This window comes from Streptomyces sp. NPDC002520, from assembly GCF_053595235.1.
Genome location: NZ_JBSFXG010000048.1, coordinates 1 through 14,037 on the forward strand (window position 1 = coordinate 1; position 14,037 = coordinate 14,037).

Below are 14,037 nucleotides of genomic sequence, written 5' to 3' on the forward strand. Positions count from 1 at the left end.
GGCGACCTCGGGCCGCAGGATGTTGATGCCGGCCGTCTGCAGCCACTTCGTCGACCAGGTCTTCAGGTCGCGCCCGGAGGTCTCCTCCATGTGGCCGAGGGCTGGCGCCCTCGGCGTGGCCGGGTGGGGCGCTCCGCGCCCTGGTGGTTGGGTGGGTCAACTCCTCCGCTGCGCTGCGGAGTTGTGGGGGGTTGGGAGTGAGTGAGGCTCAAGCGCTGGCGCGCTTGGGGGAGTTGGGTTCGGGGCCGTTCCGCGGACCCTGGGTGATGGTGGGTCAACTCCTTCGCTCCGCTACGGAGTTGTGGGGTGCTTGCAGTCTTCGCTTTTTGTGGTGTGTGGCGCTTCGCGCCTCTGGTTACAGATTGTGACTTGCTGGGTTTGTGATCTTGTGAGCGCTTCGCGCTCAGCCGGCGGGTGGGGCGCGGCGGGTGATGTCATTTCAGGGGGGTTGCACAGACATCCAGATGGGGCGTGTGTCGGGCGGGGCGTACTGTGTGGAGACTTGCAAGTTACAAAGGGGCCGGTGAAGGGGCATGATGCGCGCTGCGAGCTACTCGGTCAGCATCTGGGTGGAGCACGGGGTGCGGGATCGGCTGGCGAAGTTGGTGGAGGCGGAGAAGGTGCGGGAGGTGGTGGTGTCGGCCGCCCCGCAGTGGCGGACGTACGGGCTGCGCCGGGAGGAGGCGGCGCGGGTGCGGGGGCAGTGGCAGAAGGAGCGTCAGCGGCTGCGTGCCGAAGGGGAGTTGCTGGACACGCGGGACGTAGTGGCCACGTACGGGGTGCGCGAGGAGCTGCGGGCGCGTGGCTGGGATCACGACGAGTGGCCGGAGGCGCCGGACGAGGCGTGGGGCCGGGGGCGGTGGCCGGGGTCACGGGACGGCGGTTTCCCGGAGCACGTCTCGGTCCGGCTGGACGGCGAGTTGGTCAGGCGCACCGTCCAGGCGTGCTGGGAGACGTCCCGGGAGGCGATCGCCGAGCTGCGCCGGTGGCGGGATGCGAACCCCGGGATCACCCCGCCCCGCTACCGGCTCACCGAGGAAGGGCGCGCCGAACTCGTCGGGCCGCTGGCCGAGTACGAGCGGCTCTCCGCGCAGGTCACCACCACCGGGGAGATCTGGCGTGCCGGCCTCACCCGCGGCCTGGCCCGACTCGAGGCGCTCGCCCTCCAGTCGGCCGGGAGCGCCGCAGGTCAGGAGGGGGACACCACGGGTTGACGGGCAGGGGCGCGGGCTGCTGGGCGGAGGGCTACCGTGGCGGTGTGGACACCCCGGACGATCCTCGTGTGCCAAGCCCTGTGCGTGAGGCCGAGGAGCTGGCCTGGGAGGCGGTCACCGCCAGCATCCAGGACGCCAACCTCGCCCAGCTGCGCCAGGAGGACCCGGACGCGGACGCGCTCTTTCCCTCCGGGTCGGCCTTCACCGAGGGCCTGGTCGACGACGCCGTCATGCGCCGGCTCGGCGCCGCGCTGGAGGCGTACGGAGCGGCCAAGCACGCCGAGGGTCGCATGGACCTCTTCATGCGGCTGTTCGCCGGGACCGGCGATGACGGCTCGGTCCCGGGCGCCGGCTGAACCGCTCGGCGCGGGGCCGCAGCGGAGCGGTTGGCCTCGGACGTGTCAAGGACCGTCTGGTGGCGTCGGGTTGAGGCAGGGGGCGTTGTTCAGGTCCAGCTGCTCGGATCCGCGCCCAGCGCCAGGGCGTGGGGCGTGACTCCGTCCTGGTGCCCGACGAAGAGCACGTCGGCGTGTTCGTCGAGCAGGACGTCGCAGGGGTCATCCTGCGTGCCTCCCCGCTTCACCACGACCGTCAGAGTCACGTACTCGTCCTCGTGTGGCACTGCTTCTCCCCTCTCGGCGGGTGGCCGTCCGCCCCGTGCTGGGGCAGACGGTGGTGGGTCTTCGGTGCGGGTCTACAGCGAGCAGCAGGGGAGGAACCGGGTGTCGGAGGCCGCGTACTGGGCGCACAGTTCCCGCCACTGCTCCGAGCCCTCTTCGGCGCTGTCGGTGGCGACGTCGCCCCACATCCACTCCGCTGCCGCCTGGCGGCTGTCGACGTCCACGATCACGGGGGTGGCCCAGTCGCTCTGGGAGGCCTCCCGGGCCGCGTCCCGGCAGCTCTCGCCGTGCACCCGGTACACACCCGACGTGTTCATGTAGACGATCGCGACCTTCACCGGCTTCCTCCTTGACTCTCCCCGACCAATTAATCACTAATTTACCCGATCGAGGGGCTATGAGTCAAGTTTTACGCTTCCCCTGGGGGTGTGGGTCGCCGAGGTGCAGCGGGCGAAAGGCCGCGGCGGCATCAGCGTGCCGGTACACCCCGAGCGCGCCGCCACGGCACCGGCGCCGCCGCCGAGGCGGCGAGCGGCACTGCTGTGAGCAGCTGGTGCGCCGGCACCGGGCCGGGCGCGGATCGGGGCAGCAGACACTCCGGCGGCGCGGTTCCTTCGCGGCCAGGGCGGCACACCGTCCAGGCGTGGAGGCGGAGTTCGCAGGTCAGCGGGAGGCCGCCATGGTCGTACTGCGGGCGTAGCCGATGAGGCCCGGCAGATCGGGCCGGCGCTCGGCGATCCGGGCCGTCAACGCGCGCACCGAGGGCCGGCGGGCTTCATGCGGCGCGGCGAGCTCGACGAGGCGCAGCTGGGCGAAGGCGGCGGTGGTATCGCCGGCATCGAGGAGGACGCGGGCGGTGTCAGTGGCGGCGCGGGCCCGGCGCTCGGGCGTGAGCAGCCCGGCCGGCTCCAGAGCGGCGGCGTACGCCAGGGCGGTGTCGACGTCGCCGAGGTGGCGGTGGATGCCGATCCGGTACAGGGCACACTGGGCCGCGGACAACTCCCGCGGCGGGCCGGCGGAGTGCGGATGACGGGCCGCGAGGCGGTGGGCCGTCTGCTCGGCCTGGGCCGCGAAGTCCCGTGCGGGGGCGGGCATGTGGGCCTGGGCGGCGGTGTAGGCGGCGGTGAGCGCCACCATGCCCGCGGCGTCGAGATGCGCGGCGGTGGGCCGGGGGCCGGCCGTCAGCTGGTCGTGGGCCTCCTGCAGGAGGGACAAGGCCGTGCCGGCGCGGCCGGTACGGCGCAGCGGGGGTGCGGCCGCCCGGGCCGCGGCCGCGAGCACCACCGCGTCGCCCGAGCGGTGCGCCGCGGCGCCGGCCCGTTCGGCGTGGACGCCGGCGTCCTGGGTCCGGTCCTGCTTGACCGCCAGCCGGGAGGCCAGGACCCGCACCCGCGCGGCGAGGGCGGCGCCTGAGGGGCCCTCGCGCTCGCTGCGGTCCGCGCCGGCCAGGAGCAGCGGCAGCAGCCGGCCGAGGCCTTCGTACGCGCCCGCCGCGAACAGCCGCTGTCCCAGGGCGACATCGGCGGCGGACAACCGGGCTTCCGGGCCGGCCGCGGCCCACGCCGGTGCCAGCCGTACGACGCCCGCCGCGGCCACGACCACGCCCGCGGTCAGTACCCTGCGCCGCTCCATACCGCCCCTCCCGTCCAGGTGGTCCCGGCCGGCTGCCGGCCCGCCGGGGACGACGCTACGGGTGGCGCCGCGGTCTGCGGCAGGGCGCACGGGCCCGGTCCGCCGTGCGCCCTGCCCACGGTCGGCCACCAAGGCCTCCACGGGCCTGGCGGCGCCGTACGCCGCGGGCTTCCCCGGGCCCGGAGGCTCGAGGCGGCGGCCGGCCGGGATCCCAGGACGAGGGCGGCATGCCGGCAGGGGCGCCGTACGGGCGGGCCGGACACGGGTGTTCGCCGAACATCGGCGAACATCGCCGAACGATGCCGAACGCCTCGGAACAGTCGGCCGCGGCACCGTACGGCAGGCCGGGCTGAACAACTCCGGACAACCCCTGGACAACTCCCCTACCAGGGGCGATGGGAGCGCCGCGGCGCAGCAGCTCGGGCCGGCAAAGACCCCGCCGGCGGCAGCCCGAGCGGGCCGGGATGGCGGCGTGGCGCCGATGGTGAAAGCCGCGTGCTGTCACGTCGTCTGACGAGTCTTCGCAGGTCAGTGGGGGGACACCACAGGGTGACAGGGTCGGAGCGGCCCGGGTGGTCCGCAGTTCAGCGTGGGGCGCGCACCGCGGTCCACCGGCGGCCGGGAGGCGTGGTCGTGTTCCTGGCCGGCATGCGGTCAGGACACGCGCCGAACAGCGAGCGGGCGTCGCCGGTGAAGGGCTTGACCAGGCCGCGGGGGAAGGGGCTGTTCACCCCGTCGTCCGGCTCGAAGGTGGTCAGGACCACCTGCCGGTCATCGAAGGCGCAGCGAAGACGGTGGTGGTGCCGCTCCGCCTCCTCGACGTCGACCAGGGGCCCGATCTTCGTCCACTGGGTGTCGCGGGTGACCGGCCCGTCGTCCTCGGTCCAGTACACGTACGGGACCGGCACCAGCCGGCGCAGCCGCCGCAGGCCGTCCGCGAACTCCTCCTCGGTCGTGCCCAGATAGGACAGCTCCCCCGGGTACCAGGCCAGCGCGGCCACCCCGCCGGCCTCGAACCGCCAGTGCAGGTACGCCGCCTGGTTCTGCATCCTGCGGCGGGGCACGCGCAGCGCCGCCTCCATCGACCCCAGCCAGCTGTTGCAGCTCCTGCACACCGCGCCGCGCACCCGGCCCGTCTTCGCGTCGTGGTCGACGGCGGCCGACGGCCTGCGCCGGCACAACTCGCAGTCGGGGCGCTGCTGGAGCAGCCGGGCCCGCTCGGCGTTCGACATCCGCGCGTACAGCAGTGGCGGGTCGCGGCGGGCCTGCCACTGCTGGGCCGGCACCACCGGGACCGGGACCGCCCTGGCAGCATGCGGCGGTCGCAGCAGGCCAGGTCCGTCCGCTGTCCTCGCCGAGCGCCCGCCGCCAGGGACAAGGGCAGGAGCAGCCGGGGCGGAGGCCGGGGCGGAGGTATCCGACGGGCGCCGGACGGGCTCGGCGGATACGGGGGCACCGGCGGGGGCGCGGCCTCGCTTCGACCACGCGGCCAGGCGTGCCCACACGGTCATCCCCGGCTCCTTCCGACCCATGCCCCGCTGGCTGCAGGAGTTCGCCGCCGGCCATGCCCATCATCAGCCCGGGCCGGCGGGCACCGGCGCCTTCGGCGGCGCGCAGCCGGGTGATCGTCCGGGACAGCCCGCCGAGGCGCCGTACGACCACGCCGGATAACTCCGGACAACCCCTGGACAACTCCCCTACCAGCAGGAACAGGAGAGTCACGGCCGGGCTCACGGGGGCGGCCTCCTGCCGGGGGGTCCGCTCTGCCGGCGTGTCTGCGGGAGCGCCGAGGCGCCCGTGGTTCCCGTCGAGGCCGCAGGACCCCGGCTCCCGGCGCGGTCAGGCATCCGGTGCGGGTTGCGTCTCCTGGCGAAGCCGGTACACCCGGCCGTTGATGCACAGCACCGGGGCGGCACCGGGATCACAGCTGGCGGACGCGGCGAACATGTCCCCGGCCGCGTGGAACAGCCCGTGCAGCGCGGGCCGGCGGCGGCCCTGGACGTAGAGGTGGTTGGCCATCGCGCGGGCGGCCGACTTGCGCGCGCGGTGCCGCAGCACGACCACCGGCGCCGACAGCGCATCGCCGGCCGTCTCCTGGCTCTCGAAGACCAGGTGGGCGGGAACGCTCTCCGCGACCCAGACCGATGTGACCATGGAACTCTCCCTCTCTGTGTGCGGTGCGGGTCTCGTCCGGTCCCGAACAGCGCGCGGGCGCGGCTCAGGGCTGGTGATGGGCGGGGGCGAGGGTGTGCGCCGCCTGGTGGCGGTCCTCGTCGTCCTCGTCGTCGGGGGCGTCTTGGGCGGCCAGTTCGGCCGTCGCCTCGACGTCGATGTCGCCGGTGCCGAGGTAGCAGACCAGGCGGCCGTCCGCGTCCGTCTCGCTGAACGCGGGGAGCTGGTCGTCGTCGTCCGGGTCCCCGGTGCCGTACGTACGGCGGCTGCACCTGGGGCAGCGCCAGATGTCCTCGCCGCAGGCGGCGAACGGCTCGGTGGGGTACGCGCACTGGGGGCACGGCGGCGGTGCGGGAAGCGCCGTCACGCCGGCTCGCTCCCGGATCCCGCGGGGCGGGCGAGGATGCGGTCCCGGGCGGGGTTCCAGCCGGTGCAGTGCGTGGTCTGCCTCCCGTCCCGCGCGTAGCGGACGGTGATCTGCCAGGTCGGCCAGCTCGTGCGGGGGCCGCGGTCGATGGCGAGGACCTCGTACGCGCCGGCCGTGTCGCCGTGGTCGTAGCGGCCAGCGACGGCGCGGGGCCCGACCTGCAGGGTGACCCACTCCTCGTGGGTCATCTCGAAGCCCTCGGCTCGGTCCCCGAGGAGCTCGGCGGGCATGGTGTTGCTGCACTCGGCGCACTCGCCGCGGGCGCAGCTGCTCACCGTGCCGCAGGCCGCGCACGTCCAGGACGGACGCTGGCAGAAGTAACAGGCGTCGTACGACGGCGGGTTGTCCTCCCCGCAGACACAGCCCCATCCGGTCCCCGCCCGTTTGGCGGCCGCGAGGTCGCTCTCGTAGGTGCCGGCGCCGCTGTCGGTGGTGGTCATCGGGGTCTCCTGGTCGTGGCGGGCGGAAGGTGTGGGGGCGGTTGTCCGGGGCGCGCGGGCCGGGAGCATCAGGTCATGTCCCAGTTCACGGTGCGGCGTACGACGGGGGTCAGGGCGCGCTCCGTGCGGACGGCCTGGCGGCGGGCCGGGTCGCGCTGGTAGGCGGCGGTGGCGAGCGCCTCGCGGGCGGCCCTGCGGTCGCGGCGGTGAGCGGTGCTCTGGTAGGCCTTGCGGACGCCGGGCTTGGCCCAGACGGTCACGCTGCTGCTGTAGTCGGGGAAGCCGTGTTCGTCGCGGGCACCGGACTTCAGGATGCCCTTGCGGACGGCGGCCTTGTCGTCGACCATCCGCCGGGCCGGGTTGCCCGCGCGCAGCGGACGCACACGCCGGTGGTGAGCGGTGCGGGACATCAACGCCTCCTGGAGGGCACGGTGTTGGTCACGGGCCCCGGTCGGGGCCCGGCAGGGGTGCGGTGTCAGCCGCGGTAGGGGCCGCGGAAGCGGGCGGGGATCTCGGCGGCCGGGGTGTTACGGGCGGGCAGTCCCTCGCGGGGGCCGTTGCCCACCTGCAGCCAGGTGCTCAGGGCGAGTTCGTCGGTCGCGGCATCACGGGCCTCGCGGGAGGAGAAGGCCCGGACGGTGACGTCGCCCTCGACGTAGTGGGCCAGGCCGTAGATCACGTCCAGGACATCGTCGAAGTGCGCGACGGCCTCGTACGGCCAGCAGCCCAGGTCCCAGCCCTCGGTGCCCCACACGCCCAGGGCCTCCCAGCCGAGGGGCAGTTCGCGCATCCAGTCGTAGGCGTCGCCGGTGTGGTCGTCCTCCGGCCAGACCGGCAGCGCGGTGAAGGGGAACTCGTCGGCAGCAAGGCCCTGGGCGGCGGACACGGCAACTCCTGATGTGCAGATCGGTGGATGCGGGAGGCGACCCCCTCCCCTCATTCACTAATTTACCCACACTCCGGCTTGAGGTCAAGTTTTACGCGTTGCGATGGCTGGCGGTCGGCCCGGCACACCGTTCCGCCCCCGCGGCCGGAGCCGCGGGCGCCGGCCGCCGGGGCGCAGCTCCCGGCCAGGCGCAGCCGTTCCGTCAGGAGTCCCGCGCCGCCCCGGACTCATCGGCCAGGGCGTCCGGCCCACCGGGACCGTCCGCGTACGCGGTGGCGTACGACAGCTCGCCCGGGTTGTCGACCCACGCCACGACACGGCGCGCATGCTCACGCCACCCCGGTGCAGCCTTCACCCGGTCGCCCCACCGGCTGCGGCCCTGCGCGCACACCGTGCACATCAGCCGGCCGCGCACCTCCCACATCTCCGGATCGGCGGTGAAGCAGACCGGGCAGCACCCCTCGAACCAGGCCGGAGGGTGGCACGGCTTCACCACCAGGGCCGTGATGATGATGTGGCCGCAGTGCGCGCACTCGATGCCGTACAGGGCGTTGCGGTCGCAGCGCGGGCAGTGCTTGCCGGCCGGAACCTGCGCCGGAGCGCCGGCACCCTCGGACGTCTCCGCCGGCGCGAGCTCGACATCGGCGTGGTCGATCACGTGATTCCTCCTCGGCCGGCGGCTCTTCCGCCGTTATTCACTAATTTACCCACCCTCCCGAAGGGTGGTCAAGTTATACGCGCGCCCTTTGGTGAGGTGCCGCCCGCTCTGGGCGCGCCGACCAGAGCGCGTGCCGGGCGGGGCGGGCCGGTCAGCGCGCAGAGGCCTGGAACGTCCACCACCCGTCATAACCGGGCGGCAGGCTCGGGTAGTTCGCGAGCATCGGGCGCAGGACGGCGAGGTGGCGCTCCATCACGTCGGGCTCCTGCGCGCCCCAGTACCGCTCCCCGTCCCAGCGGCCGTGGCAGTCGCCGCCGTAGCGGCCGTCCAGGTCGGCGGACAGGATGTCGTGCGGGTCGTCGAGGCCGACCGGCTCGCGCAGGTAGTGGCGGAACAGCATGAGCGAGCCGATGCAGGCCCGGGTCACGCCGTTCTGCCGGCGGAACCAGACCGCGTCGGCCTGCCCGCGCAGGTTGTAGTAGGGGTCATCGCCGCCGTGCGGGCGCAGCTCGGCGGTAACGGTGGACAGGTCGATCGCGAACGGCTTGCGGGAGATCAGGAATTCGGTCTCACGGATCACGCGGGTCCTCGCATTCAGCAGTCGGCAGGGGGCGGGGCGCGGCGCCCCGGTGCGGGGCGCCGCGATGGGCGGTACGGGCGGCGCAGCCTCCAGGGGGCAGCGGGGGTTCTTTCGGCCCGGTCGGGGCGGGGCGTCAGCCGCGGAACCAGCCGCGGAAGCGGCGGCCACCGCGGCGCACCGGGTTCGCCAGGAGCGCGGCCCAGTTCCTCGCGTGGTCCTCCACCGAGAACGCGGCCGCCTCACCGCCGTGCTCATCGATCCACTCCTGGACCGCCTCCACGGGAACCCGCCGATACACGCCGGGCTCGACTTCATACTCCTGCGCCCACTGGGGCGGCGGCAGGACGGAGGGGTAGCCGACTTCCACGTGCGTGTACGGGCCCCCCGAGCGGAAGGGCAACGAGCCCACCGACGCCGCAGCGGCCACGGACAGGTACGTCCCGTCCTCGCAGACCAGCCACTTCATCCTGACCGCGTCGGGGCGGCTCAGCACGTCCGTGCCCCGGCACGCTATCTGCGCCAGCACGCCCTTCAGGCCCTCACGGCTCTCCTGCACCCTCTCAACTCCTCCGCCAGGCAGCCGGGTTACCTCCCGGCCGCAACCTGCATTCACTAATTTACCCACCACTCGGCATGCGGTCAAGTTATACGCGCCTCATCCCAAGGATGCTCACCCTCCCTGCATGCCGACCTCCCGGGGGTCGGGGGTGTGGCGCGTGAAACTTGACCCACACCCCCCATGTGGGTAAATTAGTGGATAGAGGGGCGGGTGACGCCCCACCCCGTCCGCCGTGCAGGAGGAGAGCCTGATGACCGTCGTCAACTGGGACAGCAACAAGCCCCACCAGTGCCCGCGGTGCCACCACGACACGGTCGGCGACGTCTCCGGCTGGGCGGTGTACACCTGCTGCAACTGCGCCACCCGCTTCGCCCGCCGCCCCCGCCTGCAGCGCTTCCTGCCCCACGTCGGCGTCACCTGCGAGGTCTGCACCGAGCAGCACCCGGTGAGCCTCGACGGCGAGCCCTTCGGCTTCCTGCGCCGCCGCCACAGCGGCATCGGCATGTACGCGCCGGACCGGTTCGAGGCGTGGCTGTACGACACGGCCGAGGTCACCGACCACCGCGACGGCGTGCTCTACCTCAACACCCGCCCCACCGCGGCCGAGGCGATGGCCGACATGGCGTGGCGGCGCAGCAACGCCCTGGACGAGGACCCCACCGCGGTGCTCGCCGTCGTCGCCGACGAGGAGTTCTACCGGTACGGGCCGGACGTCACCCCCGAGCAGCAGGACGGGTTCCTCGACGGCACGCTCGGCGTCTACGGCGTCGGCGTCCTGCGCCCGTACGCCGCCCCGCACGCGCGGCGCGGACAGTTCTACGCCGACACCGACACCTTCACCTGGGGCCTGATCGCCCCCTCCGGCCTGGAAGGCCTCTACACGCAGGCCGTCCCCGAGCCCCTGGCCGCCCACGCCCCGCAGCTGTGACCCGTCCGGCGCATCCCGCGGCCGCCGAGGTGCGCCCCCTCCCATGGCCCCCTGATCCGGGTGGAGTTGCCGCCGTGACGCTCGCCGCCCTCTCCGCCACGGCGCGCCGGCGGGCGGGGCCGGCCTGGACCGCAACGAGCAGCAGGACGTCGTGCGAGCACCCCCGGGAATCCCCCCACCCGCACAGCGCGTAAAACTTGACCTCACGCCCCATAGTGGGTAAATTAGTGAATGGAAGCGGAGAACACCCCGAAGGAGCCCCGATGAGCGCCACGATCACCACCCCCAACACCCTCACCTCCGGCGCGCGCATCACCTGGGGGCCGGGCAAGCTCCCCGGCATCTACAACGGCCCTGCGGCCCTCACCGGATTTGTCTCCATCAAGCTCGACATCGACCGCTGCTCGATCACCGTCCTTGCGGACTCCGTCGCGCCGGTCGACGACGAGAACGACGACCTGTGCCCCGACTGCGGCGGCTACGTCCCCGCGAACTGGGACTTCTGCGAGTGGTGCGAGTTCGGCATCTGACCCCCAGGGCGGCCCGCACAGGCCGCCCCCGCCCGTCTCCCACCCGCGCACACGCCGAAGGACCGCCCCATGGGCGGGGCTCGGAGCGTGATCCCGTACCCCGACAGAAGGAGCACCGCAGATGGCCCTCAACCCTGGCCCCGGACACCGCCGCATACCCTGCCCGCTCTGCGCCGACGGCACCATCCGGATGGCGCCGGACAGCGCGGCCCTCCGGTGCTCGAACCTGAAGTGGTCGCACGACGGCTTCAGCGGCGGCCACTGCACCTTCACCACCCGCGACTACAGCTCGGTCCCCCTGGAGCCCGGAGAGCGTCTGGTGATCCGCGACTTCTCGCCGTTCGCCTTCGCTCCGCCGACGCAATAGACGGCAACCGCCCAGCCGGGCGCGGCGCCTGGGCGACCGCGCCCGCCGCCCGGCCCCGCCCGGGGCGAACGCGCCCCGCACCCAGCACCCGCGCCGCGGCGCGCGGAACAACGTCCAGCCCGCCCCCGGGACCCAGGCCCCGGGACTCCCCTTGGAGATACGAGCATGACCAGGCGCTACAAGGCCGGCAACACCGTCCGGATCCTGCACCCCGCCGCCCGGGACCAGGTCCTCGACGTGGCGTGCCTGCTGGACGGCCTGCTGTTCTTCCCCGGCATCGACGGAGGCATCTGGCCCGAGCAGGTGGAACTCGTCCGCGAGCGCGCCGGCAACCCGTGCGGCCGGCCGTGCGCGCACTCCCCCAGGGACAGCTGCCGGCACTGCCGGGGACTGTGCCAGCAGCCCTACGGAGGCTGCCCGCCGCGCGACGGCGAACCCCCCGCCGTGGTCTTCACCGGCCCCCGCTGACCGCCCCGCACCCCGCCCACATGGCGCGTAAAACTTGACCATTGGCCCGCATTATGGGTAAATTAGTGAATCGAAGCCAGGGGGCACGCCACTGCGGAAGCGGTAAGCCCGGCACACCCACAGCACCGAGGAGCTCAGCCATGGCGACCGACCAGACGCCCCTGAACACCAACGGCCACGACCTGATGCCCCGGCGCGCCGACGCCGTGCAGGTCCTCACCGGGACCAGGAGCGGGGAACCGATCGTGATCGGCGCCCGCTTCAGCTGCGCCAGCTGCGACCAGACGCCGACGTACGTCCTGCGCGAGGGCGCCGTCCACGTCCAGGACCCGTGCCCCTACCCGATGGGCATCACCACCGAGATCACCCTCGACGTGCCCTCGGGGAAGCTGATCGTCACCGACGACCTGCGCGACGTCTACGACGTCGACTTCGACGCGGGCGCCAACTACGGGAGCGCCCTCGGCAAGAAGCAGGTCATCGAGGCGATGGCGGCCCTCGGATGCGCCTTCGGCAACGTGAACAACACCTGCCCCGGCCTGTACCGCCAGGGAGCCAACAGCTACGTCATCGCCGCCCCGGTCCGCGACGACAACGACGTCCCCTCCCTGCCCGACGAGGCGTGCCTGGCGGAGATCAGCACCGAGCTGTGGGCGTACTCGATCGCCGACTTCGACGACTGGAAGGCCAAGGGCGGCCACCCCGGAAACAGGCTGCTCGGCAAGTACACCGTCGTCGACGTCACCCCCGGCACCTACAAGTTCACCTACCACGGCGCCGAGCGCGGCTTCGACCACCACGCCGCCGACACCGTGGTCTTCGCCCACATCGAACGCGTCCCCACCCCCGCCTCCTGACGAGCAGCACCCGCCCCCGGGGCGGCCGCACACGCCGCCCCGCCCCGTCCACCCGGAAGGCCCGCCCCATGCCCACCGCCCCCGCCGCGACCGGCCCCTTCAGCGTCATCGTCACCAAGCCCGGCCACGCCACCGTCCGCGTCGGCCCGTTCACCGAGCGGGTGAGGGCCCAGGGGTTCGCCTACACCCTCGACTACGGCGTCCGCGGCACCGGCGCCCCCGCCGGCACCAGCTTCGACGTCGCCGCCTACGACCCGCACCTGCCCCACCTCAGCGTCCCCGCCGACGACGCGGCCGGCCTCGCCCGGCAGATGGACGCCGAGCCCGGCCCCAGCGGACCGGCCGGCTTCCCGGACCTGTTCACCCGCCTCGTCGCCGACCGCGGCTGGGAGGACGCCGCCCGGGCCTGGCTCGAAGCGCGTGCCCACCGGGCCCAGGCCGCCGAGAGCACCCCGGCCGGCGGTGAACAGCCGGACGACAAGCAGACGTTCACCGTCTTCGGAATCATCGACCACCACGGCGCCACGCCCTCGCTCGACGTCGCCGGAATCGTCGCCGGCGAGAGCACCCGGGTCGACCTCTACGAACGGCCCTGGGCCTACACCGACACCAAGGGCCGCTTCAGCGTCACCGTCCGGGCCGCCACCTGGCAGGACGCCGAGGAACAGGCCATCGAAGGCGTCGAGTCCAGTGCCCTGCGCGAGCCCTGGCGCTGACCCTGCGCCCGGGCGCGCCGCTGGGCCTTCAATCTCCCCGGATCCCGCGCGGCGGCGCCGGGCGGGACGGCTACCGGCCGGGCTGCCGACCCAGATCACTGCACTGACCCGGCCCAACTCCCGCTCCATCTGCGAGAAGGGCCACCCCCCGACACCCCTGGAGGTCCCCCATGCCCCTGTTCTCCGAGGCCGAGATCGACGCCGCGCGCCGGCGGGAGGCCGCACGCGACGCCTCCCTGCGCGCCACCACCGCCGGCGAGGTGCGCGACTGGCTCGCCGCCCAGGACGACATCGCCGACGCATCCGTCCACCCCGACGCGCCCGCCACTGTCGCCGTACGGCTGACCGGCGGCCTCCTCCTGGCCGTCACCGTCTCCACCGACGACGAACCGCCCCGCCCCGCCGAGCCCGGCGCCGAGACGCACCAGGCGCTCGCCGAGCGGCTGCGTACCTGGCTCACCCGCGAGACCGGCATCGGCCAGGCCTGGAACATCCCCGACAGCACGACCGTCGGCGTCGAGCTCGTCGACGGCACCGAGTTCACCATCACCATCACCCCCGCCTGACCCGGCCCAAGCGGCGCGGCGCACGAACAGGCACCACACCAGCCCGACGCCCGCCCGGCGGCCGCGAGCAGCAGCCAGCCGGGGCGGGGCGGGGCCGGATCCGCCCCACCGTCACGCCAACTCCCGCATCTACGCAGGCCATCGGGGGGACACCACACGGCAGCCCGCTCACGGACCCGGGCGCGCGGGCCAGGAACAGCGGGAGCTCGCGGCCCGGGCGCGCTGGGCCGGCCGCAGAGCGCAGCATCCCGGCCAAGCCACGGCAGCCTCTCCTCAGGGTGTCCGACGCGGTCGCTACGATGGCGGCGCACCATCGGGCAACCGCGCCGCGCCCGGTCCACCACCTCGACGCCCACACCGCCGAAGGGGACCGCAGACGTCTGAGACTCGCGCGAGCAGCTTCGTCATGGCCTCATC

Annotated in this window: 22 protein-coding genes; 10 read left to right on the forward strand and 12 right to left on the reverse strand. The window is 73.5% G+C overall.

All coding sequences use genetic code 11. The features are described from left to right. Window positions 1–533 precede the first annotated feature (533 nt). Both ACWD5D_RS39460 and ACWD5D_RS39465 read left to right on the forward strand, forming a co-directional pair. Window positions 534–1,214, forward strand: coding sequence for a hypothetical protein (locus ACWD5D_RS39460; RefSeq protein WP_450707707.1), 681 nt, complete (start codon window positions 534–536; stop codon window positions 1,212–1,214). A gap of 68 nt (window positions 1,215–1,282) precedes the next feature. Next, the gene (locus tag ACWD5D_RS39465) at window positions 1,283–1,570 is read left to right on the forward strand and encodes a hypothetical protein (RefSeq protein WP_450707706.1); all 288 of its coding nucleotides are present in this window, start codon (window positions 1,283–1,285) and stop codon (window positions 1,568–1,570) included. 89 nt (window positions 1,571–1,659) lie between these two features. On the opposite strand, the gene ACWD5D_RS39470 is transcribed toward ACWD5D_RS39465, so the two are convergent. The 4 genes from ACWD5D_RS39470 to ACWD5D_RS39485 form a co-directional block, all read right to left on the reverse strand. Further along, a complete protein-coding gene (locus ACWD5D_RS39470) occupies window positions 1,660–1,815 on the reverse strand; it encodes a hypothetical protein (protein WP_450707705.1) in 156 nt (51 codons plus the stop codon). Window positions 1,816–1,908: 93 nt separating this feature from the next. Beyond that, window positions 1,909–2,172, reverse strand: coding sequence for a hypothetical protein (locus ACWD5D_RS39475; protein WP_450707704.1), 264 nt, complete (start codon window positions 2,170–2,172; stop codon window positions 1,909–1,911). 325 nt (window positions 2,173–2,497) lie between these two features. Beyond that, on the reverse strand, window positions 2,498–3,466 hold the full coding sequence (locus ACWD5D_RS39480) for a transcriptional regulator (protein ID WP_450707703.1): 969 nt from the start codon (window positions 3,464–3,466) through the stop codon (window positions 2,498–2,500). A gap of 584 nt (window positions 3,467–4,050) precedes the next feature. Further along, entirely contained in the window at window positions 4,051–4,752 is a 702-nt protein-coding gene (locus ACWD5D_RS39485) for an endonuclease domain-containing protein (RefSeq protein WP_450707702.1), read from the reverse strand. A gap of 244 nt (window positions 4,753–4,996) precedes the next feature. Between ACWD5D_RS39485 and ACWD5D_RS39490 the strand changes: the two genes are divergently transcribed. Next, window positions 4,997–5,137 (forward strand): hypothetical protein, encoded by a 141-nt coding sequence (locus ACWD5D_RS39490; protein WP_451377637.1) that lies wholly within the window; start codon window positions 4,997–4,999, stop codon window positions 5,135–5,137. 168 nt (window positions 5,138–5,305) lie between these two features. Here the strand turns inward: ACWD5D_RS39490 and ACWD5D_RS39495 are convergent, their stop codons facing one another. The 8 genes from ACWD5D_RS39495 to ACWD5D_RS39530 form a co-directional block, all read right to left on the reverse strand. Next, window positions 5,306–5,620 carry a hypothetical protein gene (locus tag ACWD5D_RS39495; RefSeq protein ID WP_450707700.1) on the reverse strand — a complete coding sequence of 105 codons (315 nt, stop codon included), beginning with the start codon at window positions 5,618–5,620 and terminating at the stop codon, window positions 5,306–5,308. Between the two features lie 64 nt (window positions 5,621–5,684). Next, window positions 5,685–6,005, reverse strand: coding sequence for a hypothetical protein (locus tag ACWD5D_RS39500; RefSeq protein WP_450707699.1), 321 nt, complete (start codon window positions 6,003–6,005; stop codon window positions 5,685–5,687). After that, the gene (locus ACWD5D_RS39505) at window positions 6,002–6,505 is read right to left on the reverse strand and encodes a hypothetical protein (RefSeq protein WP_450707698.1); all 504 of its coding nucleotides are present in this window, start codon (window positions 6,503–6,505) and stop codon (window positions 6,002–6,004) included. Before ACWD5D_RS39505 ends, ACWD5D_RS39500 begins: the two co-directional genes overlap by 4 nt. Before the next feature lie 68 nt (window positions 6,506–6,573). Beyond that, on the reverse strand, window positions 6,574–6,915 hold the full coding sequence (locus tag ACWD5D_RS39510; RefSeq protein WP_450707697.1) for a hypothetical protein: 342 nt from the start codon (window positions 6,913–6,915) through the stop codon (window positions 6,574–6,576). A gap of 65 nt (window positions 6,916–6,980) precedes the next feature. Then, complete coding sequence (locus ACWD5D_RS39515; RefSeq protein ID WP_450707696.1) at window positions 6,981–7,391, reverse strand: hypothetical protein; 411 nt, start codon at window positions 7,389–7,391, stop codon at window positions 6,981–6,983. A 202-nt stretch (window positions 7,392–7,593) separates the two neighbouring features. Then, window positions 7,594–8,049, reverse strand: a complete 456-nt coding sequence (locus tag ACWD5D_RS39520) for a hypothetical protein (RefSeq protein ID WP_450707695.1) — start codon at window positions 8,047–8,049, stop codon at window positions 7,594–7,596. Window positions 8,050–8,200: 151 nt separating this feature from the next. Next, on the reverse strand, window positions 8,201–8,629 hold the full coding sequence (locus ACWD5D_RS39525) for a hypothetical protein (RefSeq protein WP_450707694.1): 429 nt from the start codon (window positions 8,627–8,629) through the stop codon (window positions 8,201–8,203). 133 nt (window positions 8,630–8,762) lie between these two features. Next, window positions 8,763–9,185: a hypothetical protein gene (locus ACWD5D_RS39530; RefSeq protein WP_451377638.1), complete on the reverse strand. Its 423-nt coding sequence runs from the start codon at window positions 9,183–9,185 to the stop codon at window positions 8,763–8,765. Between the two features lie 253 nt (window positions 9,186–9,438). On the opposite strand from ACWD5D_RS39530, the gene ACWD5D_RS39535 reads away from it, so the two are divergent. The 7 genes from ACWD5D_RS39535 to ACWD5D_RS39565 all read left to right on the forward strand — a co-directional run bounded on the left by ACWD5D_RS39535 (window position 9,439) and on the right by ACWD5D_RS39565 (window position 13,620). Then, a complete protein-coding gene (locus tag ACWD5D_RS39535) occupies window positions 9,439–10,116 on the forward strand; it encodes a hypothetical protein (protein WP_450707692.1) in 678 nt (225 codons plus the stop codon). A gap of 263 nt (window positions 10,117–10,379) precedes the next feature. Continuing rightward, window positions 10,380–10,646 carry a hypothetical protein gene (locus tag ACWD5D_RS39540; protein ID WP_450707691.1) on the forward strand — a complete coding sequence of 89 codons (267 nt, stop codon included), beginning with the start codon at window positions 10,380–10,382 and terminating at the stop codon, window positions 10,644–10,646. 121 nt (window positions 10,647–10,767) lie between these two features. Beyond that, a complete protein-coding gene (locus ACWD5D_RS39545) occupies window positions 10,768–11,013 on the forward strand; it encodes a hypothetical protein (protein ID WP_450707690.1) in 246 nt (81 codons plus the stop codon). A gap of 165 nt (window positions 11,014–11,178) precedes the next feature. Further along, window positions 11,179–11,481: a hypothetical protein gene (locus ACWD5D_RS39550; protein WP_451377639.1), complete on the forward strand. Its 303-nt coding sequence runs from the start codon at window positions 11,179–11,181 to the stop codon at window positions 11,479–11,481. Window positions 11,482–11,621: 140 nt separating this feature from the next. Continuing rightward, a complete protein-coding gene (locus tag ACWD5D_RS39555; protein WP_450707688.1) occupies window positions 11,622–12,338 on the forward strand; it encodes a hypothetical protein in 717 nt (238 codons plus the stop codon). 68 nt (window positions 12,339–12,406) lie between these two features. Then, window positions 12,407–13,054 carry a hypothetical protein gene (locus ACWD5D_RS39560; protein ID WP_450707687.1) on the forward strand — a complete coding sequence of 216 codons (648 nt, stop codon included), beginning with the start codon at window positions 12,407–12,409 and terminating at the stop codon, window positions 13,052–13,054. Between the two features lie 170 nt (window positions 13,055–13,224). After that, complete coding sequence (locus ACWD5D_RS39565; RefSeq protein ID WP_450707686.1) at window positions 13,225–13,620, forward strand: hypothetical protein; 396 nt, start codon at window positions 13,225–13,227, stop codon at window positions 13,618–13,620. Window positions 13,621–14,037: the final 417 nt, after the last annotated feature.